We start from the raw sequence: 21023 nt of genomic DNA, 5'->3' as shown, positions 1-21023 counted from the left end.
GTTGCGGACGGCCTTGCCAGTGCGGATCGCTCGCGGTCCTGCACTGGCGAGCCGCGCCGCTGTTTCATGCCTTTGCGTATATCGTTGTGGAGGGGATCCCCATGATCGCCATCACGAACGCCAGCCCGTTGATTTCGCTGATCGCGGGCATTCTTATCCTGGTCATGCCGCGGTTGCTGAACTACATCGTGGCGATCTACCTGATCGTGATCGGCCTGCTCGGGCTGTTCGGCGGGCATCTGCACTGACTACCGGTCTTCGAAGACGCTTGCGCGATCGGCAAGCTACGGCGGGCGCGCTGATCGACACCAGGCGAGCGCCGGCACATGCGATCAGGCTCAGGGCGGGACACCGGTTCCAGGCATGCTGCCGGGATCGGTGCCATGCCGACCGCGGCGCAGCGCGGTCTCCCGCACTGCGCCGCATGGATGCTTACTGCTTGGCCGTGCGGCGCGAGGCCTGCTGGGCCGCGCCGGACGCCACGGCGGTCGATGCTTCGAAGTTGGACTTGACCGTTTCAGCGGCTTGCTTCGTGGCCTTCTGCACCGATTCGTAAGTGTTGTTGGCGGCGGCAACCGTCTGCTGCAGCAGGGCGGTGAGCGCTTCCGAGCCTGCCGGCGCGTTCTTCACGAACGTGTCGACAAAGGTCTGCACGCTGCGGGTGTGCTGTTCGTACTGCGCTTCCACTGCCTTGGCGAGTTCGGCCTGCGTGCCCGAGGTAATTTCGTACACATGGCGCGCATACGCCAGTGCCTTATCTGCCGCCGGCTGCGCGAACCTGCCCTGTGCGTTGAATACGTCCTTCAGGTCGCCGCCGGACAAGGCAGCCTCGATGTTGCCCTGGCTTTCGGCAAGGGACGATTTCGCTGCCTGCAGGTTCAGCTCGGCCAGTTTCTGGAAACCGTCGAAAGCCGTATTCGTCAGCGCGAACAGGTTGGCGAAATGGGCTTTCTGGGCTTCGGCGAACTGGTCGGACGAAAAAGCGAACATGCGTGTTCTCCTGTGAATCGCCCGGCTGCCAGGCCGGCATGCACGGGATGTGATGTCGGGCGGACCGGGTCGAATATCTGATTAGGAAGGGTGGCGGTATCACTGATTTGCGCAGTGCACCATCCAAGGGCAAATTCTAGAGCCCTCTATTTGGATAGCCCCTAGGGAGATACCCGGACAAAAGCAGGATCCATGCTGTTGCTGTGCAGCAAGGTCGACTTTCGGATGCCCCCGCTTCGTGGGGGTGCTTTTGGCGGCACAGTGCCCTTGACTCTGCCAGGCATCATTGTCTTGTCAGGGTGACATCACGACCTCGGCCCGGACCAGGAGGCGGGCTCAGCAGGCCGCACCTGCGCCGCCCACGGCGGTGGCGCTGTGTTGGTGAGCGCACGTTCGATGGCAAGGCACGGCCGCTAAGATGCGGCTGTCTATTCTCTTGTCGCACGGAATCAAAATGACGACCGACGCCGTGACGCATGAGGTGATCAGTGACGTCCAGGCATTTCGCGCGCTGGAGCCGGAATGGAATGCGCTGTGGCACAAGGCAAAGGGCGAGCATTTCCAGACGTTTGCCTACTGTCACGGCAGCCTGGACGCCACCGTCGATGGCCGCAAACTGCAATGCGTGGTCGGGCGCCGGCAGGGCCGGCTCGTGGCGCTCTGGCCCCTGGTCATGTACCGCAAGCTGTGGTGGCGGTTCATACAGCCTCTGGGGCCAGACTGCAATCCGCCCCATGACATGCTTGTGGAGCCGGGCCCGGATGTGGCCGACGTGGTTGCGTCCACTTGGCGAGCCATGCTTGCCTTGGCCAGACCCGATCTGGTCTACCTGCCTCGCATCCGTAGCGGCTCCCTGCTTGACCGGTGCGCAAGCAGCAGTGGCCGCGTTGCCTGCCGGCTGGACGGGACGACCCCGGCGGTTCTGCCGCGCGAGCGGGCCGAGTGGCCCGCATATTGCCGCCCGCGCTTCGGGCGCACGCAAAAGCTGCCGGATTACCTGAGGCGCCGGATCGCGGGCCAGGGTGATGTCGCGGTCGCGATCCTCGATCACAGCGACAACCGGGCAGAGTCCCTTGTCGGCTGGCTGCGGCTCCACAAGCGGCAGTGGGCTGAGCACGGCGATATAGAGAGCGCGCGGCTGTTGTCGGACGACAGCTGGAGATTCCTGATCCGGCTGATGACGCAAGGCGGCAGGCAATCGCAGCCCTTTTGCTTTTTTGTCCTGACCCTGAACGGCATGCCGTTGGCAATCAGTCTGCTTGGGATCCGGAGCAACAGCGTCGATCTGGTCATGAATACCTACGACGCCGCGTATTCAAGGCTGTCGCCCGGCGCCCTGCTGATCGACTACTGCGTGAAGTGGGCGTTCGATAACCACTTCGATTTCAACTTCGGCACCGGCCAGCATGGCAAGCAGTCCTGCGGCACTGGTGTCACCGGCGCTACGGTCAGCCTCCATATCGTCCATACGCATTGGGGACTGGCGGGCTACAGGCTGCGGCGGGGCGCGCGCTGGGCCACCGGGGCAATGACCCGTCTGCTTGAGCGCGGCGGCCAGYGCCGTCGCCGTGGCGCGTGTGCCGGCGGGGAGACGGAGTCATCCACTTCCGGCTAGCCTTCGCCCTGTTCCCGCCGCGGCCGGCGCCCCGAAGCCAACGGATATCTCCATGCCCTTACGCGGCGGGCTTTTCGAAGGCGCGCACGGGCTTGAGAAACTCCAGCGTGCGCGTCCGCTTGAGCAGGCGCGGGAGCGCTGCCTCATAGGCACTGCGGTAAGGGCGCGCGAGGTGATGCGTTTGAAAATACTCGCGGCTGCAGGCCCAGGTCTCATACAGGATGAGCGTATCCGGATCGTCGGCCGAGCGATGCAGGAAAGTGTTGATGAAATCCGGCTCCTTGGCCATGTGCTCCAGGACGTCAAGCAGGCCGGATTCGAGTTCGTCGCGATGCTCCGGCTTGCCCGGCAGATGGACGATAAAGGCAATGGTTTCACTCATGGAAAGACTCCTTGTGCGCTAGGTACGGTCGGCTGGCTCCCGCCTTACAGTTGGCTCATGCCACCGTCGATCACGATCTCGGTGCCGACGATGAACGCCGACTCGGCCGATGAGAGGTGCAGCACGGTCGCCGCGATTTCTTTCGGGTCGCCGAAGCGGCCGAGCGGAATCTGGCTCTTGATCTGGGCCGCGGTGTTGGCCAGCGTGTCGGCATCCAGGCCGAGCTTGCCGTAGATCGGCGTGCTGACCGGACCCGGGCTGATCACGTTGACGCGTACGCCGCGCGGCAGCAGTTCGGCGGAGAGGGTCTTGGCCAGCGAGATGATGCCCGCCTTGCTGGCTGCATAAGCCGACGACGCCGGCATGCCGATATGTGCGTTGATCGAGCCGTTGAGCACGATGGAAGCGCCTTCGTTGAACAGGGGCGTCAACGCCTGGATCTGGAAGAAGGGACCCTTCACATTGGTATTGAAGGTCTGGTCCCACATGGCTTCCTCGACCTCGGGCAAGGGCGCGAACCTGGCGATGCCCGCGTTGATGAACATGGCGTCGAGCCGGATGCCCTCGTCGGTAAGACGTTGCGCGAGCGCGCGGGCCGCGGCAACGGTGCCGGCTTCGTTCTGGATGGCCAGGGCGTTGGCGCCCAGCGTGGGCCTGGCGGCTTCCAGCGTGGCTGCATCGCGGCCGGTAACAATGACGCGCGCCCCTTCCGCGGCGAACGCTTGCGCGGTCGCCAGGCCTATGCCACTGTTGCCGCCGGTGACCAGTACGGTTTTGCCTTCAAAGCGATTCATGGTGTTCTCCTGGGAACGTCTATCGGTGTGTGTGGTGCGTGAAAGCATTATGGACCGCGTAGTTCAATAATCCATGCGAAGGAGTCGATGACTTCGTTCGATGGAATTGGACGTGTTTGCGGCTTGCCGGAAGCGGTTCCGGCCACACATGGAGGCGTTCAGGAGGGGAAGGAAAGCGAGGGGGGAGCGGTGATGAAGAAAGTAGGGCGCTGCCAGGCAGCGCCCTCCCATACGTTACTGCCGCCGGCGGCGCTACGCCTGTCCTTGCGCCTCGCGCTGCCGCGCCACTTCCTGGTTGCGCAGGATGAAGCGCTGGACCTTGCCACTGGGCGTTTTCGGCAGTTCGGCCACGAACTCGATCTCGCGGGGATAGGCGTGCGCGGCAAGGCGGTTGCGCACATGCAGGCGCAGTTCTTCGGCCAGTTCCGGGCTTGGCCGGTATTGCGGGTCGAGCACGACGAAAGCCTTGATCAGTTCGGTGCGATCGGGATCGGGCTTGCCAATCACCGCAGTCTCGACCACGGCCGGATGCTCGATCAGCGCGCTCTCCACGTCGAACGGACCGACCCGGTAGCCGGAGGTGGTGATGACATCGTCGGCGCGGCCGATAAAGCTGATGCTGCCATCCGGGTTCAGCTCGGCAGTGTCGCCGGTCAGGTAGTACTTGCCGACGAATGCGCCGGTCGGTGTTTCGTGATAGCCGGCGAACCAGCACATCGGCGACTGCTCCAGGTCCAGCGCCAGCGTGCCTGGCTGGCCAGCCGGCAGCTCGCGCGCTTCATCGTCCACCACTACCACGCGATGGCCGGGGCTGGCAAAGCCGGCGGCGCCCAGATGCACCGGGTGGCGCAGCGCGTGGTGATTGCACAGCACCATGCCCAGCTCGGTCTGGCCGTAGTGATCGTGGATGGTGACGCCAAGCTCGCCGGCGAACCAGCGGATCACCTCCGGGTTGAGCGGCTCGCCCGCGCTGCTGACCGCGCGCAGCTTGCCGCGCAGGGGACCGGCCACGGCCTGCCCCGCCGCGATCAGCAGGCGATAGGCGGTAGGTGAGCCGGCCAGGTTGGTGATGCCGTATTTTTCGATCATGCGGCAGGTGCTCTCGATGCTGAACGGGCCGTCGTAGAAGGTGGTGGGATGCCCCAGCGCCAGCGGTCCGGTCACCGCGTAATACAAGCCATAGGCCCAGCCCGGATCGGCGAGATTCCAGAAGGCATCCTCGGGGCGCAGGTCTACCGCATCGCGCATATAGCCCGCGAACGCGGCGACGGCCTTGAGCGGTACCAGCAAGGGCTTGGCGGGGCCGGTGGTGCCGGAGGTGAACATCATCAGGAACGGATCGCTGCCGCTGCGCAAGACGGGTTCAAAGTCCGCGGGCTGGCGATCGAGTTCCGCCCAGAAGCTGAAGTCGCCGTGCACAAGGCCGCGGCCCTTGGCGCCACCAACGGTGAGGACTTCCGGGCAGTTCGCCACGTCCGCCAGCTTGCCGCGATTGGCGCCATCGGTGACGACGAGGCGGGCGCCCGAGGCCTGCAGCCGGTGTTCAATGGCTTTCGGCCCGAAGGCAGTGAACAGTGGCTGGTAGACCGCGCCTGCGCGCCATGTACCCAGGATGGTGACAAGCAACTCCGGCGTGCGCGGCAGCAAGCCCGCCACCCTGTCGCCCGGCCCGATGCCCTGCGCCTTCAGGAAACTGGCGAACCGGGCGGAGAGTTTTTGCAGCTGGGTGAAGGTGTAGGTCTCGCTGGTGCCGTCGCGGCTTTCCCAGAACAGCGCGATGCGTCCGGGCAGGGCATGGCGGTCGCAGCATTCAACGCAGGCGTTGAGGGCATCGAGCTTGCCGCTGAGGCGCTCCGAGATCGATGCCTCATAGGAAAAGCCGGCGATGGCCTCGGCGTAGTCGCGCATGGTGGTCTCCTGGTGTTCTTTTGTGAATGGCAGCCGTCCGTCCGGACAGGGTCTGGCGAAATTCTGGGCCACGCCGGTGCGCCCGGCAATGGCCAAAGTTCCCAGCCTGGCTGAACCCGTTTGCCAGTGGCTGCCAGTGGCGCCATGGTTCAGCACAGGGGCGGGTTGCATTGGCTGGGGTAGCCAAGCTGTGCCGAATACGTCCGGCCGCGAAGATTGTGCGCCGCCGCATCGCACAATGTGTACCGGATGATGGATCCGGTCACTGGGAAGGGAGGGCCCCCGGGCAATCGGGCAATCGGGCAATGATCGGGTAGTCGGGTGCGAGCCCCGCACGCGTGTCGACGGGGCCGCCAGGGCGGGCTAGGCAATGGCTGCGCCGGACGCAGCCTGCAAGGCATCGAATCCCGCAAGAATGCACTGAACGGACCGTTCGCGCAGCATGGCCTTCCGCGCGGCGGCTCGACGCGGATGGCCGCCGCGGCACCTGTCCCATCGCGTGGGTGGACTTACCCCACCACGTGCCAAGGCGAGACGGAGAACGCCAGCATCAGGACCGAGACGATCGCCGGCGCACCGAATTTGATCGCACGGGATTGGGCGAGTGTACCGAGCAATACATAGAGGCATACAAGGCCAATAGCGCACAAAAAAACGAGGCTTTGATAATCTTGCATGGATGTCTCCTTTAATCGTTATATTTTTAACGTTATATCTAATGACATCACCGGACGCCGTCCGGACGCATTAACTGCCTGGAGCACGATCAAGTCCATGGTAAATCCGGAATCACCGTGCTGGCAATCGCGAATGCCAGAGGGTATACGCGCAGATTAGCCGGCGCCTTGCGCATACATTCCACTCATTTCATTGACGGAGACAAAAAATGAAACTGCTTAGAACACGATTCGCGGCGCTGRCCGGCGCACTGTTTTATACCTGTGCCGGCATTGCCCATGCGGCAGGCATGCTGGTGTCTTCGGCGTCGTTTGCGGATGGCGCCACGATCCCTGTGCTGCATGGCAACAATACGAATGATTGCGGTGGCAAGGGCGTGACGCCGCAGGTGTCATGGTCGAATCTTCCCGCCGGCGCCAAGTCGGTTGCCGTGCTGCTTTCGGATCCCGATGGCGCGATGGGACTCGGCGTTTCGCATTGGGTTGCGTACAACATTGCCGCCGAGCGCGGGCAGCTCAAGGAGGGCGAGGCGCAGGCCGACGGACACGGCGCCACCGTAGGCAAGAACGTCAGGGGCGAGATGATCTATCGCGGGCCTTGTCCCACGATTGGTGATGCGCCGCACCATTACACCCTGACCGTCATTGCGACGGACCTTCCGCCCTCCGCGCTGCCGCCGGGGCTGACCAGGGAGGAACTGATGTCGGCGCTAAAGGGCCACGCGCTCGGCGGCCAGAGCGTGATCGGAAAATACAGCCGTTAGCCGCCGCGTTCATGTCCATCGTCCAGATCAGTACCGCCACCGAACAGGAAGCCCGGGATGTTGGCGCGCGCTTGCGGCGCTTTAACTACGCGGCAATCGGCGAATACGAAAGCCAGCCGGTCTGGCTTGTCGCCAGGAACGGGCAGGGTGAGGTAGTCGGCGGCCTGAACAGCTACGTCATGATGCAGTGGCTGTCGATCAACGTCCTCTGGGTCGCGGAGGAAGCGCGCGGCGCGGGGCTTGGTTCGCGCCTGCTCATCGATGCCGAGGCGCGCGCCAGGGAACTGGGTGCGCACAATGCCTGCCTGGATACGTTCGAATGGCAGGCCGCGCCGTTCTACGCCAGGCACGGCTATGCGGAGTTCGGTCGCTTGCAGGATTTTCCTGTCGGGTCATTCCGGCTCTACATGAGCAAGAAGCTCTAAGCCATCACGCCGAGCCATCACGCCGGCACCTCGCGAGAGGGCCTGGCGTGTCTCGCCGTCCTCTTCCTGAGTGACGAACTCCGGCATTCATACCGATACGCCGGGCTTTTCTTGCCCAAAAACCAAGGTTCGAAGTATCGCGGTTTCCGCCGTCTGCCGTGTGCGGTCGGGTGAGTCCCTTCGTTCACGCCGCACGAGATTTTCGCAGCACAGGCTTCGCCGTGCAAAAAAATCCCTTGAATTCCATAACTACGACTCATAGAATCGGAGTTATGGAGGGGCTTGTGGCGCAGCCCGGCCCTTTCCCCCTTCCTTCACGGACCAAAGCCCGCGCATGGCGCAAGGAGGTCCAGCAGAGTGAAAGCACGTATCAATTCAACGGAGTGGCACGATGACCAAACGCATCCTGGTAGTTGGCGCCGGCTTTGCCGGCATGTGGAGCGCCCTGAGCGCGGCGCGCCTGATCGACCAGCAGGGAGAGACGGGCATAGAGATCGCGCTGATCGCCCCCCAGCCGGAGCTGCATGTGCGTCCGCGCCTCTATGAAGTGGGTGCCGCGCAGATGCGGGCGCCGCTCAAGGAGATCTTCGATGCGGTTGGCGTCAGGTTCATCCAGGGCACGGTGGAGCGGATCCACGCGGACCGCCACGAAGTCGAGGTGGTCGGCGTCGATCAGGTCCGCTCCACCGTGGCGTATGACCGCCTTGTGCTGGCTACGGGCAGCCGCCTGTTCCGCCCGCAAATCCCCGGCCTGGACAAGCACGCATTCAGCGTCGACCAGGTTGATGAAGCGGCCGAGCTGGAGGCGCATATCAAGCGTCTGGCCGACCATCCCGCATCCCTTGCGCGCAATACCGTGGTGGTGGCTGGCGGCGGCTTCACCGGCATCGAGACAGCCGCGGAAATGCCGGCGCGCCTGCGCGAGGTGCTGGGGGAGGACGCCGACGTGAACGTCATCGTGGTCGATCGCAACGACGAAGTGGCGGCCGAACTCGGTGCCGGGCCGCGCCCCGTTATCACGCAGGCACTCGATGCACTTGGCGTCAGCTGGCGGCTTGGCTCCGCGGTGGCATCCGTCGACGAGAATGGCCTGACCACCGCGGACGGACAACGCATCGATGCCAGGACGGTGATCTGGACTGCCGGCGTGCGCGCGAGTTCGCTGACGCAGCAGATCCCCGCGCAGCGCGATGCGTTCGGCCGCCTGCACGTGGACAGCAGCCTGCGCGTCAAGGGCGTGGACACCGTGTTCGCCACCGGCGACGTCGCCTATGCCGCGACGGACGATGAAGGCAACTACGCCGCGATGTCGTGCCAGCACGCGATGAACCTTGGCCGTTCGGCAGGACACAATGTGGCGGCGGATCTGCTCGGCCTTGCGCCGATCCCGTACAGCCAGCCGAAGTACGTCACCTGCCTGGACCTGGGTCCGTGGGGTGCGATTTATACCGAGGGCTGGGAGCGCGAAGTCAGGCTCGTGGGTGCCGATGCCAAGAAGCTGAAGAGCCAGATCAACTCGGAGTGGATCTATCCGCCCAGCGCCGATCGCGCGGAAGCACTGGCCGCGGCCGATCCGAACCGCATCGTGGTGGCGTGATCGGAAGCCCGGCAACGTTCGCTCGCGCGGCGTTGCCGGATGTCCTGATGGCAGGATAGCAAGGGCAAAGGTAAAGGCCGGACCGTCAATTGCGCTGACGGTCCGGCCTTTACCTGCTGGCGTCGGCCGAATCGCCTTGGCCTAGTCCCTGGTATCCGTGTCGCGGTCGCCGCGACGATGCGTGGCGCGGTCCGTCAGCCACTGCACCACATGCGGCCCGAAGCTGGCGTTTGCCTTGGCGAGGGTCCGTTCGGCCAGGTCGGCGAGGGTATGTTTTGACAGCTCTTGCCGCATGGCCTTTTCCGCCGCCTGCATCACCGCATGGATGGAACAGACGCCGCGCGTGGCCCAGGCGGGCGGCGCATCCTCGAACAGCGCGCAGCGCGAGCGGATCTCGCGGCAATCGAACAGTGCCTTGTCTCCGTCGATGGCTTCCACGACATCCTGGACGGTGATCTTCCCTGCCGGCCGCGCCAGCGAAAAGCCGCCGCGAATGCCCTCGGTTGCCACCACCAGGCCGGCCTTGGCAAGCTTGGTGAACAGCTTGGCGAGGTATTCGACAGGCACGCCTTGCAGGTCGGCGAGGTCCCGCACGCTGGCGCCTTTGGTGCCCGGCGGCGGGTCCACGAGGAACAGCAGGCAATGCAGTCCGTATTCGACACCTGTGCTGATGTGGGACATGACTTAACTAAGATGAATTGAATCGTAGTTTTAGCCTATAGGGAATCGATGCAAAGCGCAAGACGGTGCCGCCGCCCGCCATGCCACCGCGCGCCGGTCCGGCCGCGGGTCAGGCGATCGTATCGACCACGCCGCCATCCACGCGCAGCGCGGCGCCAGTGGTAGCCGATGCCTGGGGCGAGCAGGCATACACGATCATGTTGGCGACTTCCTCGACGGTGGCGGCGCGCTGGATGATGGAAGACGAGCGGTGCGTCTTCACAAAATCCGCCGCCACCTCCTCGGCGGATTGCCCCGTGCTTGCGATCGCGTCCTTGAGCATATCGGTGACGCCTTCGGACAGCGTGGGGCCAGGCAGCACGGCGTTGACCGTCACGCCGGTGCCGGCGAGCCGTTTGGCCAGCCCGCGCGAAACGGCGAGTTGCGCGGTCTTGGAGAAACCGTAGTGGATCATGTCGGCGGGGATATTCAGCGCCGATTCCGACGAGACGAACACGATCCGCCCCCATTTGCGCCCGGCCATCGACGGCGCATAGGCGCGCGACAGCCGCACGCCGGACATGACGTTGGTTTCGAAGAAGCGGGTCCACTCGCTGTCGGGCGTCTCGAAGAAGTCCTGCGGCTTGAAGATGCCCAGGTTGTTCACCAGGATATCGACCCGGGGGTATTGCGCCACCAGCCGGATGCAGGCTTCGGGGTCGGCAAGGTCACCGACGAAGCCCGCCACATCGGCGCCGGGCACGGCGCCGCGCAGCGTTTCCAGGGCCTTGCCCACCGTGGCCTCGCTGCGGCCGTTGACGATCACGCGGGCGCCCGCGCCGGCGAGCCCTTTTGCCGCGGCGAAGCCGATGCCGGCGGTGGATCCTGAAACGAGGGCGATCTTGCCCGAGAGGTCAATCTTCATGTTGATTCCTGGTTGGCAGGCATCCGGGACGGAGGCCGATTGACCCAGTGTATTGGCTCCGCGCAAATGGGCAAGGAGGTGCGGGGCGTACGACAGCAGGGATCGGCGTATCATCCACTTCCATCATGCATTGGAGCCCGGGCGATGAAATCCCGTTGGTCTGTTCCCACTGTCGCATTATCCGCAGCCGTGGCGCTGCTGGCTGGCTGCACCGGCCCGGTCGAGTTCTCGGCAGGCGGCCCCGATACCGTATCCCCGGCGAATCCGGATTCCCTCGACTTCGGTCCGATGGACCGCTCGATCGCGCAATGCAAGGCCGCCTCGCAACAGGCCGGCACGGGGCAGTGCGCCAAGGTGCGGGCCTATGAAGCGTGCATGAAGGGCAGGGGCTATTTCACGCTGATGGGTCCCGAGAACCCGTCCGGATGCGGCGAACCGTCCTGGCAACAGGATGTGCGCAAGCTGCTTCGCTGAGGGCCTGCCATGTGAGGGCCTTGTGCGCGCGTCCGGCGCGCCGCGGCGATCTGCGTGATGCCACACGATGCTTTGCGCTTCCCCTCGCGGATGTAACGCGAAAGCCGCAACGTTGTGGCGCAGGCCTCGCCAGCCCGGCCTCCCCGGCCCGCTTGCCGCCCGGCCTGGGCGCGCCCTTTCTCTGCACGTACAATCCCTGTTTTTACTTGATCTTCAGGCCCTGATCTCACATGACCACTATCGGCACCCCTCTCTCGCCTTCCGCGACCAAAGTCATGCTGCTGGGCTCCGGCGAGCTTGGCAAGGAAGTCCTGATCGCGCTGCAGCGGCTCGGCGTTGAAACGATCGCGGTGGACCGCTATGAAAACGCACCCGGACAGCAGGTCGCCCACCATGCGCGCACCATCGCCATGAGCGACCCGGAGCAGCTCAAGGCGCTGATCGAAGCCGAGAAGCCGGACCTGGTGGTGCCGGAGATCGAAGCGATCGCCACGCAGATGCTGGAGACGCTGGAAGCCAGCGGCGTGGTGCGCGTCATTCCCACGGCGCGCGCGGCGCGCCTGACCATGGACCGCGAAGGCATCCGCCGCCTGGCCGCCGAAACGCTGGGCGTGCCCACGAGCCCGTACAAGTTCTGCGATTCGCTGGAAGAACTGCAGGCCGCCATCGACGGCGGCATCGGCTACCCGTGCGTGGTCAAGCCAGTGATGAGCAGTTCCGGCAAGGGCCAGAGCAAGATCGACGGCGCCGCCGATGTCAAGGCCGCTTGGGACTACGCCATGGCCGGCGGCCGGRTCAGCCACGGCCGCGTGATCGTGGAAGGCTTTATCGATTTCGACTATGAAATCACGCTGCTGACGGTGCGCGCGATCGGCGCCGGCGGCCAGGTCGAGACGCAGTTCTGCGAACCGATCGGCCATGTGCAGGTGAGCGGCGACTACGTGGAAAGCTGGCAGCCGCATCCCATGCATCCCGCCGCGCTGCGGAAGTCGCAGCAGATCGCGCAGGCCGTTACCGCCAACCTGGGCGGGCAGGGCCTGTTCGGCGTGGAGCTGTTTGTCAAGGGCGAGCAGGTCTGGTTCAGCGAAGTCAGCCCGCGTCCGCACGACACCGGCATGGTGACCATGATCACCCAGTGGCAGAACGAGTTCGAGCTGCATGCGCGCGCCATTCTCGGCCTGCCGGTCAGCACCGCGCTCAAGAGCCCGGGCGCCAGCGCGGTGATCTATGGCGGCGTGGATGCGCAAGGCGTGGTGTTCGACGGCGTGGACGAGGCGCTGCGCGTGCCGCAGACCGAGCTGCGCCTGTTCGGCAAGCCGGAGAGCTTTGCCAAGCGCCGCATGGGCGTGGCACTGGCGTATGACGCCGATGTGGAAACCGCCCGCGTCCGCGCTAAGGATGCGGCGGGGCGCGTCAAGGCACGCACGGCCGGCTAAGGGCGCCACGGCAGGCTGGCGGCGAATCCAGGCGCTTCTATACTTCGAGGCATCGGCAACACCGGTGGATTGGCCAGTCCTGCTGCTGGGCCGCGGGTGAAGCCGGCGGCATGCGCGTATTGGCGCTCTCCGGCGGTGTGCCGGGGCCGGGACGGTGCGTGCGCGCCGAGTCCTGGCGTCCCACTGCCGGAGGTGCTGTCATGCCACTCGCTCCCCAAAACCTGCCAAGGCCCGGCGGCCCGGTCTTCCTGGCCGATGGCGGGCTCGAGACCACGCTGGTTTTCCTGGAAGGCATCGAATTGCCATGCTTTGCCGCGTTTCCGCTCGTGCTCAGCGACGAGGGGCTGCAGCGGCTGGAGCGCTACTTCGTGCCGTATCTGCGCACGGCCGTGGAGCGCGGGGTCGGATTCGTCCTCGATACGCCGACCTGGCGGGCCAACGCGGACTGGGGCGGCAAGCTTGGTTTTTCGCCACAGGCCGTAGCCGATGCGAATCGCCGGTCGGTCGCCTGGGCGGCGGGCCTCGGCGCGGCCTTTGCCACGCCGGATACAACGATCGTCATCAACGGCGTGGTTGGCCCGCGCGGCGATGGCTACCAGCCCGGCATCCGGATGAGCGAGGACGAGGCCCGCCATTACCATGCCCCGCAGATCGAGGCGCTGCGCGAGGCGGGCGCTGACATGGTCACTGCCGTGACCATGACCTATCCGGACGAGGCGATCGGCATCGTGCGTGCCGCAAGCGCCGCCGGTGCGCCTGTCGCGGTTTCCTTTACCGTCGAAACCGACGGCAAGCTGCCATCGGGCGACACCCTGGGCGCGGCGATCGAACGGGTCGACCGCGAGACGGCGGGCGGTCCGCTCTACTACATGATCAACTGCGCGCACCCGAGCCATTTCGAGGCAGCCGTCTCCACCGGAGAGCCCTGGACCGCGCGTATCGGCGGCGTGCGTGCCAATGCCTCAGCCAAGAGTCACGCGGAACTCGATGAAGCGCAAACGCTGGATGCCGGCGATCCGGTTGACCTTGGGGAGCGATATCTGGGGCTGTGCCGGCATCTGACGAAGATGTCGGTGCTGGGCGGATGTTGCGGGACCGATCACCGGCATATCGTCGCGATCTGCGATGCCGTATTGAGGCCCCCGGGGAGATAGCCACCGGGCAACGCAGGAAGCGGGCGCGATAAACTCCCCCCTTTCTCCTGACGGGATCCCCCAATGCCTGGCCACATTGGCATCGTTGCCTGCTCCGCCGAAGGCGCGGCGCTTTGCTATCGCACCATCTGCATGGAAGGCAGCCGCCTGCTGGGGGCGCATGCGCATCCCGAGATATCGATGCACACGCCTTCGCTCGCCGAGTATGTCAGGTGCCTCGATCGCGGCGACTGGGAAGCGGTAGGTGAGTTGATGCTCACCTCCGCCGGAAAGCTTGCCGGCATGGGTGCCGATTTCCTGATTTGCCCCGACAACACCATCCACCAGGCGTTGCCTTACGTAACTGGTTGGCGGCATCGCCACGCCGGAAGCGCTCGCTTACTTCCAGCAAGTCATCGAGCGGATGAAGGGGCAGGGATGCGACGCCGTGGTGCTTGGCTGCACGGAAATCCCGCTGATCGTGAATGACGCCAATTCGCCGCTGCCTACGCTGGATTCCACGCGATTGCTGGCGCGGGCGGCGCTGCGCCGGGCGGTGCAGGGCGCACATTGACGCCCGGCGGCGTTGCTGCTTCGGGCGTAGTATTGGCGGTCTGGCGATTCCCCGGAAGAGGCCTGGCCATGACCAGCAAGCCGATCAAGATCCCTGGACCCGATCATCCGATCACGATCGAGGCCAACCCGTCGCGCGTCGTGGTGTCCATCGGCGGCGTCGTGATCGCCGACACGCGCGAAGCCCTGACGCTGCAAGAGGCATCGTATCCCGCAGTGCAATACATCCCGCGCAAGGACGTCGACATGTCGCGGCTTGCCCGCACCGGCCACGCCACCTACTGCCCGTACAAAGGCGACTGCGCCTACTACAGCATCCCCTCGGGCGGCGAGCGGTCGGTCAATGCGGTGTGGACCTATGAGGCGCCATATCCCGCCGTTGCGGCGATCGGGGATCACCTGGCTTTCTATCCGGGCCGCGTCGACGCAATCGAGGAGCGGGCAAGCTAGCGCACCGGGCCTGGCGCCCGGCGTCGCGCCATTGTCAGTCATCCCTGATTTTCGCTGAGGCAAGATGCCGGCCGCGCGCCACGGGCGTCACTTCCGGCGCATTGCGCGGCTGCGGGATGGGATTGGCCGGCGAGGCCGGCTATGACTATAGTCACTGCATCCTGTCGTCCAGATCATGCCTGATCGATCTTTCCAGCCCGGCACGCTGTGGCCGGCCATCCTGCGCCAGACGGCGCACGCCCTGCGTTGCGGGGCGCTGCGTCCGATCGAGACCATCCAGGCGGTCATCGAGGATGGTGGCGTACGCTTCCTGGTGCGGCAGGTCTCCAGCCTCGCGCGCAAGGATCAGGACAAGGCCCGGCAACGCGACGCCAGCGCGGCGGTCAACCCGTTCCTTCCTTACGATCCGGACCTGTTCGTCGCCGATATCTCGGACACCCACGTGGCGCTGCTGAACAAGTTCAACGTCATCGATCATCACCTGCTCATTGTCACCCGCCGTTTCGAATCGCAGGACGCGCTGCTTGCTCTGGCGGATTTCGAGGCGCTGCTGGTATGCATGGCCGAGTTTGATGCGGTGGGTTTCTACAACGGGGGAGCGGCTGCCGGCGCAAGCCAGCGCCACAAGCACTTGCAGATGGTGCCGCTGCCGCTCGGCCCGGATGGCCCGGCGCTGCCAATCGCGCCCTTGCTGGCTTCGGCGCGGATAGATGGTCCGGTGGGCATCGTGCCTGGGCTGGCTTTTGCGCATGCGTTCGCGCCGCTGGCTTTGTCCTCCGCGCGCGTGCCCGGGCTGGCGGACATCGCGCTCGCGCGTTACCGGGCGCTGCTCGATGCCGTCGGCGTGCGGGCGATTGATGTCAACGGTGAATTACAGCCGTCGGGGCCGTATAACTTGCTGGTCACGCGGTTGGGGATGCTGCTCGTGCCTAGGTCGGCGGAGTGCGTGGAGGGAATTTCGGTGAATACGCTGGGGTTCGCGGGGTCGTTTTTTGTGCGGGATGGGGCGCAGATGCGAATTGTGGAGCGGGTTGGGCCGATGGGGATGTTGGGGAGGGTTGCGGGTGCGGCTTTGGTTTGAAAGTGGTTTTTGGCTGGCGTCAAAGGACGTGCGGCCTCGACGGCGGTGCCGCCAGAACGCAGACTAAAGAAAATCCTGGGGCGCCGAAAAAAACTTTGCGTACTGAGCGGGTCCGAGTCCGGCGTGGGTAGTGTATTAGGCACAATTGAATAAAATACTGGGCTGCACTCGGATTTCGTCAACGATGCCCCGTGCCAGGTCRACCCTATCATTGCGGCCAGCATCGCCTCGTTCGGATTCGTCTTCATTCACCCGTTCATGGATGGTAACGGTCGGCTGTCCCGGTTCATGTTTCACAAGGCCCTGTGCATGTCAGGAATACGGCTACGCTGAATTGTTGTCTCGGCAGCGCTTTCATTGACAGGCATTCGGATATCGAACGCCGGGGCTTTGGTCCCGGGCCTGCTTCCGCCTGCCAGTTCCTGTCGTGCCGCAAACAATCCCGTCTCGTTTCCCGTGGTTCCTGGCCAAAGGGAGCGGCATCCGCTCGACAGCCAAAATAAAGGTAAATATCAATCCGGGAACGCCGTTATAGGGTTTGGGCTGGCAAGGTTGTCCCGTGATTGCATCCGCATCGGGCAGGAATCCCTGAGTATCGACGCTGGCCAAGTCAGATCGTATCGCCTGCAGTGTGATTCGATGTGCCCAACAAGTACAACCTGGTAGGCCCGAACTCTTGCCTCTTGAAATGGCTACCGCCCCGGCCAGTCCCTGTACCGGCCGGAGGCGCTTCTCTCCCTCTCGTTTCCTGCTGGCCCTGCTTGCCGCCAGCCTGTGCGTGCAGTCGCAGGGGACCGCTGCGGACACGGCCCCGCAACGTTCCGAGGCGGTGGCACGGGTGGTATTCAGCCTGCTCGGCTATGCCCGCTGGCCCTCGGAGCGAGACGTCTTGCGCCTTTGCATAGACGGATCCGCCCGCTACGCCGCCAAACTCTCGGAAGGCGGGATCCTGGCGACCGGGCGCTCCGTGCAAGCCAGGCGCATCGAACTCCTGGATGCCGGGATGACCACGGGCTGCGATTCCGTCTATCTGGGCGTCATGACGGATGTCAGGCGCAAGAAGGTGGCAACGGAGCTGAGCGGGCGCCCCGTCCTCGTCATCACGGAGGAAGACTTCGAGTGCGAGGTCGGCAGCATGTTCTGCCTCAACGTCGCCGATGGCCGCGTTACCTTCCGCGTCAACCCGGATTCCGTTGCCCGTAGCGGGATTCACATCCATCCGGGCGTGCTGCAGCTCGGCCGCCGCCGGGGGCCGCCGTCATGACCATGCCATCCCGGCCCGACGCAGCGGTATCGCGCCCGACGCTGTACAACACGCTGCGCCGCATCCACTTCGGCGTGGCGCTGATCGCGGTCTGCACCGCCGGCATCTCGCTGACCGCGCTCGGACTGGCGGCGCTGCGCGTGTATGCCGACCACAACCTGCACCTGGTGGCCCGCTCCGTCGCCTATACGCTGGAGGCGCCGGTGGTGTTCCGCGACCAGGCGGCCGCTAGCGAGGCACTGGTGGCGATCGCCGCGGCGGAGGTGGCCGAGGCCAGCGTCTATGACAGGGACAACCGGCTGCTGGCCGAATGGCAGCGCCCGGAAGGCGCGCGGTTCTCCGGCCTGCAGCGCCTGGCGAGCCGCCTGATGGCGCTGGGCCCGGTGGAACAGGTGATCCTGCATGAAACGCAGCCGGTTGGCACCGTTCGGCTGACCGGCGATCCCGCCAACCTGCTGCGCTTCGTGCTGAGCGGCCTGCTCGGCTTGCTGGCTTGCCTGCTGCTCACCGCGGTCAGCGCGCACTATCTGTCGAGCCGCATGCTGGTCCACATCATCGAGCCGGTGCGCAACCTGATGCACGTAGCCCACGCGGTGCGTTCGGAGCGTGCCTTCGACCGGCGTACGCCCCCGGCCCATATTGCCGAACTCAACGCGCTCGGCGAGGACTTCAACGGCCTGCTCGACGAGCTTGAGACCTGGCAGAACCAGCTCCAGCACGAGAACCGCTCGCTGGCACACCGCGCCAGCCACGATAGCCTGACCGGCCTGCTCAACCGGGCGGCATTCGAAGACGCATTGCAGCGCACCGTGCGCCTTGCCACCGCCACGAAGACGCATGCGGGCGTGCTCTACCTGGATAGCGACGCGTTCAAGGAGATCAATGACAGCTTCGGCCACGCCGCGGGGGACGAAGTGCTGTTCGACATTGCGCAGCGCATCCGCTCCTGCGTGCGCGAGGGCGACGTGGTCGCGCGGCTGGGCGGGGACGAGTTCGCCGTGCTGGTGACGGCGCTGCGCAAGCCGGCCGACATCATCCAGGTCGCGGAGCATATCCTGATTCGCATGCGGGATCCGGTTCAACTGTCGAGCGGAACCCGCATCGACGCGTCGCTGAGCATCGGCCTGTCCGTGTTTCCCGTGCACGCGCAAACGGCCGCCGCCTTGCTGCGGACCGCGGACGAAGCCATGTATCAGGCCAAGCGCAGATCGGGGGGGCGCTGGCAAAGCGCGGAACCGCGCCTGGTCACGGTGCAAGCCGAACAGGCATAGAAGAAGAAAACCGAAGCGGAAGCGGAAGCCGATGCGGAAACAGGAGTATCCATCGTGTTATCGAACTTGCGAGGCATCGGAGGCTGGGGCATGGCTGCCGCCCTGATCGCCATGACGCTTGCCCTGGGCGCCTGCCAGACCGTGCCTGTCTCCACACTCACCGCCACGCAAGTCGACGCGCTGCAGCAGCAGGGTTTCAAACTGACCGAAAACGGCTGGGAACTGGGCTTGTCGGAGAAGGTTCTCTTCGGCTTGAACGAGGATGTCATCAGCGGCGACCAGCAAGCGACCGTGCAACGGATAGGGCTGGCGCTGACGGGCGCGGGCATCGATCAGGTCAGGCTGGATGGCCATACGGACGATTCAGGCTCGGCCGACTATAACCAGCAACTGTCGGTGCGGCGTGCGGAGGCGGTGGCCAATGTGTTCGCCACGGCGGGATTCCTGCCTGAGAAGATCGAGGTACGAGGGCTGGGCAAGAGCAAGCCGGTGGCGGACAACCGCACGGCGGCCGGCCGCGCGGAGAATCGGCGGGTGGCTATCGTGGTGACGATTGATTAGCCGGTCGAATAGCCGATCGATTTGTAAATAGAGAGAGCTTTCCTCGCGCCTGATCATGCGATCGGCGCGAGCCGGACCCGTGATGCCGCGCCGGCTCCCGCTGCCGGCGCGGACTCTCGCAACGGCGAGGCTAGCGTACGCCCCGTGCGAGCTTCTCCTGCGCCCAGCTGACCGCCTCGCGCGCGGGCGCCAGGCCGGTCTTCTCCACGCGCTGTGCCAGCTCGAACACGCGCTCGCGGATATGGGCCACCTCGGCCAGCACCGCGGCTTCATCGGCGCCGCCGAGATACTCGCGGGCGCAACTGATGATGCCGCCGGCATTGATCAGGAAATCGGGCGCATAGAAGATGCCGCGGCGCTGCAGGGTGTCGCCTTCATCCAGCGAGGCCAACTGGTTGTTGGCGCCGCCTGCGATGATCTTGAACTGGCACTGCTCGGCAACCGCCGGGGTGATCACGGCACCGAGCGCGCAGGGCGCGAAAACATCGGCGGCGACGCTGGTGATGGCGGTTGTCGGCACGGCATGCGCGCCAAACTGCTCGCGCGCTTGCTCCGCCCTGGCGCCGTTGATGTCGGCCACGATCAGTCTGGCGCCGGCTTCATGCAGCCGGCGGCACAGGTCCCAGCCGACCGAGCCAAGCCCTTGCACGGCAACGGTCACGCCTTGCAGGGTGTTGCGGTCGAGCACATAGCGCACGGCGGCTTCGATGCCGACGAACACGCCATAGGCGGTCTTGGGCGAGGGGTTGCCGCCGAAAGTGCCTTCGCGCGGCATGCCGCTGATGTAGCGGGTCTGCGTGCGGGCGGCGACCATGTCTTCCACCGTGGTGCCGACGTCCTCGGCAGTGATGTAGCTGCCGTCCAGCGATTCGACCAGCCGGCCGAAGGCGCGGAAGAGCTGAGCGCGGTCATGCTGCGCCGGGGTGCGCAGGATGACGGCCTTGCCGCCGCCGAAGGGCAGGTCGGCGAGCGCGTTCTTGTAGGCCATGCCTTGCGACAGGCGCAGGGCGTCGGTCAGGGCATCGCTCTCGGCGGGATAAGTCCAGTAGCGGCAGCCGCCGAAAGCGGGGCCAAGGCTGGTGCTGTAGATGGCGATGATGGCCTGCAGGCCGGATTCGGGGTCGGTGGCGAGCGTGACGCGCTCGTGGGTCGGGCCTTCGCCGGTGCCGAACAGGCGGCCGGCGGCCTCTGGGGTGGTGCGTTCAGTCAAAGCGTCTTCTCCATGAAGATTGGGAATGCAAAGGGGTAGCTTCGCTTTCCTGGTGCGCCGCATTGGGTGGCAAGGCGGTGCAGTGGCGACGGTGGCCGGGCGGCTGCCGTCTTGACAAGGCCGGGCTGCCATTGTGTGGCTGCCCGGCCTCGGGTAAACGCTTGGTGCCGCGCACTGGCGCGGAACCGGTGCTGGATCTTACCGGCAAATCGCGGCTGGATGAAGAGGGCGGTGTGTGCGCGGCACCGCGACACCTATACTTGGAGTGAGGTAATCCTCAACCCCGAGCGATGGGCGAGGAGGAATCTACCCGGTGGCCTCCGCCCCTCGCGTGCAAGGAGGAAGCCATGTTCCAGCATCTGCTGCTACCCGTCGACGGCTCGCCACTGTCCGAATCCGCTTTCAGGAAGGCGCTGGTGTTTGCCCGCGAGGCGCGAGCTCGGGTCACTCTGATCCGTGTGATCCCGGATTTCCATGTCTATACGTACCAGGTGGAGATGCTGGCCAATACCCGTGCGCGGTTCGAGCGGGAGGCCACCAGCAACGTGGCGGACTATTTGAAGACCCTGGCCGCCGAAGCCGAGGCGGCGGGCGTGTCTTGCGAGACCCTTGGCGTGATGCAGGACCACCCGTATCAGGCGATCATCCAGGCTGCCCAGGACAAGGGCTGCGACCTGATCGTGATGGCCTCGCACGGGCGCCGCGGCGTGCAGGGCGTGCTGATCGGCAGCGAGACCAACAAGGTGCTGACGCACAGCAATATCCCAGTGCTGGTGTATCGCTAGCGGCGCTTGAGCGGGGGTGCCGACAGGGCCGGCATGCGCATTCGCTCT

General features: G+C 65.2%; 22 protein-coding genes and 2 pseudogenes. 16 read left to right on the top strand and 8 right to left on the bottom strand.

Translation table 11 applies throughout. The annotated features are described in order from the left end of the window. The first annotated feature begins 101 nt into the window (after positions 1 to 101). Positions 102 to 248, top strand: coding sequence for a DUF3096 domain-containing protein (locus tag AC1DN0_RS13090; RefSeq protein ID WP_082094789.1), 147 nt, complete (start codon positions 102 to 104; stop codon positions 246 to 248). A 184-nt stretch (positions 249 to 432) separates the two neighbouring features. On the opposite strand, the gene phaP is transcribed toward AC1DN0_RS13090, so the two are convergent. Then, on the bottom strand, positions 433 to 990 hold the full coding sequence (gene phaP / locus AC1DN0_RS13085; RefSeq protein WP_441627603.1) for a TIGR01841 family phasin: 558 nt from the start codon (positions 988 to 990) through the stop codon (positions 433 to 435). Positions 991 to 1444: 454 nt separating this feature from the next. On the opposite strand from phaP, the gene AC1DN0_RS13080 reads away from it, so the two are divergent. Then, positions 1445 to 2605 carry a GNAT family N-acetyltransferase gene (locus AC1DN0_RS13080; protein ID WP_477145768.1) on the top strand — a complete coding sequence of 387 codons (1161 nt, stop codon included), beginning with the start codon at positions 1445 to 1447 and terminating at the stop codon, positions 2603 to 2605. A 58-nt stretch (positions 2606 to 2663) separates the two neighbouring features. Here AC1DN0_RS13080 and AC1DN0_RS13075 read toward each other — a convergent pair whose 3' ends face one another. The 4 genes from AC1DN0_RS13075 to AC1DN0_RS13060 form a co-directional block, all read right to left on the bottom strand. Then, positions 2664 to 2987, bottom strand: a complete 324-nt coding sequence (locus tag AC1DN0_RS13075; RefSeq protein WP_441627599.1) for a putative quinol monooxygenase — start codon at positions 2985 to 2987, stop codon at positions 2664 to 2666. Between the two features lie 44 nt (positions 2988 to 3031). Further along, positions 3032 to 3781, bottom strand: a complete 750-nt coding sequence (locus tag AC1DN0_RS13070; protein WP_441627597.1) for an SDR family oxidoreductase — start codon at positions 3779 to 3781, stop codon at positions 3032 to 3034. A gap of 252 nt (positions 3782 to 4033) precedes the next feature. Next, positions 4034 to 5689 carry an AMP-binding protein gene (locus AC1DN0_RS13065; RefSeq protein ID WP_441627595.1) on the bottom strand — a complete coding sequence of 552 codons (1656 nt, stop codon included), beginning with the start codon at positions 5687 to 5689 and terminating at the stop codon, positions 4034 to 4036. 509 nt (positions 5690 to 6198) lie between these two features. Continuing rightward, positions 6199 to 6366 carry a hypothetical protein gene (locus tag AC1DN0_RS13060; RefSeq protein ID WP_441627593.1) on the bottom strand — a complete coding sequence of 56 codons (168 nt, stop codon included), beginning with the start codon at positions 6364 to 6366 and terminating at the stop codon, positions 6199 to 6201. Positions 6367 to 6575: 209 nt separating this feature from the next. Between AC1DN0_RS13060 and AC1DN0_RS13055 the strand changes: the two genes are divergently transcribed. From AC1DN0_RS13055 to AC1DN0_RS13045, 3 genes are all read left to right on the top strand, one after another. Continuing rightward, on the top strand, positions 6576 to 7130 hold the full coding sequence (locus AC1DN0_RS13055; protein ID WP_477145767.1) for a YbhB/YbcL family Raf kinase inhibitor-like protein: 555 nt from the start codon (positions 6576 to 6578) through the stop codon (positions 7128 to 7130). Positions 7131 to 7141: 11 nt separating this feature from the next. Further along, positions 7142 to 7555: a GNAT family N-acetyltransferase gene (locus AC1DN0_RS13050; RefSeq protein ID WP_441627589.1), complete on the top strand. Its 414-nt coding sequence runs from the start codon at positions 7142 to 7144 to the stop codon at positions 7553 to 7555. A gap of 391 nt (positions 7556 to 7946) precedes the next feature. Further along, positions 7947 to 9152 carry an NAD(P)/FAD-dependent oxidoreductase gene (locus AC1DN0_RS13045; protein WP_441627586.1) on the top strand — a complete coding sequence of 402 codons (1206 nt, stop codon included), beginning with the start codon at positions 7947 to 7949 and terminating at the stop codon, positions 9150 to 9152. Positions 9153 to 9293: 141 nt separating this feature from the next. Here AC1DN0_RS13045 and AC1DN0_RS13040 read toward each other — a convergent pair whose 3' ends face one another. Both AC1DN0_RS13040 and AC1DN0_RS13035 read right to left on the bottom strand, forming a co-directional pair. Then, complete coding sequence (locus AC1DN0_RS13040; protein ID WP_441627584.1) at positions 9294 to 9833, bottom strand: RrF2 family transcriptional regulator; 540 nt, start codon at positions 9831 to 9833, stop codon at positions 9294 to 9296. A gap of 109 nt (positions 9834 to 9942) precedes the next feature. Further along, positions 9943 to 10737, bottom strand: coding sequence for an SDR family NAD(P)-dependent oxidoreductase (locus tag AC1DN0_RS13035; protein ID WP_441627582.1), 795 nt, complete (start codon positions 10735 to 10737; stop codon positions 9943 to 9945). A 144-nt stretch (positions 10738 to 10881) separates the two neighbouring features. Here AC1DN0_RS13035 and AC1DN0_RS13030 point away from each other — a divergent pair, with 144 nt between their 5' ends. From AC1DN0_RS13030 to yfiB, 10 genes and pseudogenes are all read left to right on the top strand, one after another. Continuing rightward, positions 10882 to 11211: a hypothetical protein gene (locus tag AC1DN0_RS13030; protein WP_441627580.1), complete on the top strand. Its 330-nt coding sequence runs from the start codon at positions 10882 to 10884 to the stop codon at positions 11209 to 11211. 230 nt (positions 11212 to 11441) lie between these two features. Beyond that, positions 11442 to 12647, top strand: coding sequence for a formate-dependent phosphoribosylglycinamide formyltransferase (gene purT / locus AC1DN0_RS13025; RefSeq protein WP_477145766.1), 1206 nt, complete (start codon positions 11442 to 11444; stop codon positions 12645 to 12647). A 200-nt stretch (positions 12648 to 12847) separates the two neighbouring features. Then, positions 12848 to 13801: a homocysteine S-methyltransferase family protein gene (locus tag AC1DN0_RS13020; protein WP_441627576.1), complete on the top strand. Its 954-nt coding sequence runs from the start codon at positions 12848 to 12850 to the stop codon at positions 13799 to 13801. 63 nt (positions 13802 to 13864) lie between these two features. After that, positions 13865 to 14354: pseudogene (locus AC1DN0_RS13015) on the top strand (aspartate/glutamate racemase family protein). Positions 14355 to 14422: 68 nt separating this feature from the next. Beyond that, the gene (locus AC1DN0_RS13010; protein ID WP_441627572.1) at positions 14423 to 14803 is read left to right on the top strand and encodes a DUF427 domain-containing protein; all 381 of its coding nucleotides are present in this window, start codon (positions 14423 to 14425) and stop codon (positions 14801 to 14803) included. A gap of 175 nt (positions 14804 to 14978) precedes the next feature. Beyond that, on the top strand, positions 14979 to 15884 hold the full coding sequence (locus tag AC1DN0_RS13005) for an ATP adenylyltransferase family protein (RefSeq protein WP_441627570.1): 906 nt from the start codon (positions 14979 to 14981) through the stop codon (positions 15882 to 15884). A gap of 204 nt (positions 15885 to 16088) precedes the next feature. Continuing rightward, positions 16089 to 16202, top strand: a pseudogene (locus AC1DN0_RS13000) (Fic family protein); the annotation flags it as partial. 370 nt (positions 16203 to 16572) lie between these two features. After that, entirely contained in the window at positions 16573 to 17148 is a 576-nt protein-coding gene (gene yfiR / locus AC1DN0_RS12995) for a regulatory sequestration protein YfiR (RefSeq protein WP_477145765.1), read from the top strand. Next, positions 17145 to 18419 carry a diguanylate cyclase DgcN/YfiN gene (gene dgcN / locus AC1DN0_RS12990; protein WP_441627566.1) on the top strand — a complete coding sequence of 425 codons (1275 nt, stop codon included), beginning with the start codon at positions 17145 to 17147 and terminating at the stop codon, positions 18417 to 18419. Before yfiR ends, dgcN begins: the two co-directional genes overlap by 4 nt. Before the next feature lie 90 nt (positions 18420 to 18509). Next, a complete protein-coding gene (gene yfiB / locus AC1DN0_RS12985; protein ID WP_441627564.1) occupies positions 18510 to 18980 on the top strand; it encodes an outer membrane lipoprotein YfiB in 471 nt (156 codons plus the stop codon). Between the two features lie 130 nt (positions 18981 to 19110). On the opposite strand, the gene AC1DN0_RS12980 is transcribed toward yfiB, so the two are convergent. Continuing rightward, positions 19111 to 20253: a Leu/Phe/Val dehydrogenase gene (locus tag AC1DN0_RS12980; protein ID WP_441627562.1), complete on the bottom strand. Its 1143-nt coding sequence runs from the start codon at positions 20251 to 20253 to the stop codon at positions 19111 to 19113. A 284-nt stretch (positions 20254 to 20537) separates the two neighbouring features. Here AC1DN0_RS12980 and AC1DN0_RS12975 point away from each other — a divergent pair, with 284 nt between their 5' ends. Continuing rightward, positions 20538 to 20975 (top strand): universal stress protein, encoded by a 438-nt coding sequence (locus AC1DN0_RS12975; protein WP_441627560.1) that lies wholly within the window; start codon positions 20538 to 20540, stop codon positions 20973 to 20975. Positions 20976 to 21023 lie beyond the last annotated feature (48 nt).

Source organism: Cupriavidus sp. 05N39 (assembly GCF_056397325.1).
The sequence above is the reverse complement of the archived record's forward strand: the minus strand, read 5'-3'. Positions and strand labels throughout refer to the sequence as shown.

What these genes read in the sequence shown, in the direction of transcription:
- AC1DN0_RS13065 (WP_441627595.1), bottom strand. Translation starts at nt 5,689, where the DNA reads ATGCGCGACTACGCCGAGGCCATCGCCGGCTTTTCCTATGAGGCATCG.
- phaP (WP_441627603.1), bottom strand. Translation starts at nt 990, where the DNA reads ATGTTCGCTTTTTCGTCCGACCAGTTCGCCGAAGCCCAGAAAGCCCAT.
- AC1DN0_RS12980 (WP_441627562.1), bottom strand. Translation starts at nt 20,253, where the DNA reads ATGCGGCGCACCAGGAAAGCGAAGCTACCCCTTTGCATTCCCAATCTT.
- AC1DN0_RS13045 (WP_441627586.1), top strand. Translation starts at nt 7,947, where the DNA reads ATGACCAAACGCATCCTGGTAGTTGGCGCCGGCTTTGCCGGCATGTGG.
- AC1DN0_RS13050 (WP_441627589.1), top strand. Translation starts at nt 7,142, where the DNA reads ATGTCCATCGTCCAGATCAGTACCGCCACCGAACAGGAAGCCCGGGAT.
- AC1DN0_RS13030 (WP_441627580.1), top strand. Translation starts at nt 10,882, where the DNA reads ATGAAATCCCGTTGGTCTGTTCCCACTGTCGCATTATCCGCAGCCGTG.
- AC1DN0_RS13090 (WP_082094789.1), top strand. Translation starts at nt 102, where the DNA reads ATGATCGCCATCACGAACGCCAGCCCGTTGATTTCGCTGATCGCGGGC.
- AC1DN0_RS13005 (WP_441627570.1), top strand. Translation starts at nt 14,979, where the DNA reads ATGCCTGATCGATCTTTCCAGCCCGGCACGCTGTGGCCGGCCATCCTG.
- dgcN (WP_441627566.1), top strand. Translation starts at nt 17,145, where the DNA reads ATGACCATGCCATCCCGGCCCGACGCAGCGGTATCGCGCCCGACGCTG.
- AC1DN0_RS13070 (WP_441627597.1), bottom strand. Translation starts at nt 3,781, where the DNA reads ATGAATCGCTTTGAAGGCAAAACCGTACTGGTCACCGGCGGCAACAGT.
- AC1DN0_RS13035 (WP_441627582.1), bottom strand. Translation starts at nt 10,737, where the DNA reads ATGAAGATTGACCTCTCGGGCAAGATCGCCCTCGTTTCAGGATCCACC.
- AC1DN0_RS13010 (WP_441627572.1), top strand. Translation starts at nt 14,423, where the DNA reads ATGACCAGCAAGCCGATCAAGATCCCTGGACCCGATCATCCGATCACG.
- AC1DN0_RS12975 (WP_441627560.1), top strand. Translation starts at nt 20,538, where the DNA reads ATGTTCCAGCATCTGCTGCTACCCGTCGACGGCTCGCCACTGTCCGAA.
- AC1DN0_RS13060 (WP_441627593.1), bottom strand. Translation starts at nt 6,366, where the DNA reads ATGCAAGATTATCAAAGCCTCGTTTTTTTGTGCGCTATTGGCCTTGTA.
- yfiB (WP_441627564.1), top strand. Translation starts at nt 18,510, where the DNA reads ATGGCTGCCGCCCTGATCGCCATGACGCTTGCCCTGGGCGCCTGCCAG.
- yfiR (WP_477145765.1), top strand. Translation starts at nt 16,573, where the DNA reads ATGGCTACCGCCCCGGCCAGTCCCTGTACCGGCCGGAGGCGCTTCTCT.
- AC1DN0_RS13040 (WP_441627584.1), bottom strand. Translation starts at nt 9,833, where the DNA reads ATGTCCCACATCAGCACAGGTGTCGAATACGGACTGCATTGCCTGCTG.
- AC1DN0_RS13075 (WP_441627599.1), bottom strand. Translation starts at nt 2,987, where the DNA reads ATGAGTGAAACCATTGCCTTTATCGTCCATCTGCCGGGCAAGCCGGAG.
- AC1DN0_RS13020 (WP_441627576.1), top strand. Translation starts at nt 12,848, where the DNA reads ATGCCACTCGCTCCCCAAAACCTGCCAAGGCCCGGCGGCCCGGTCTTC.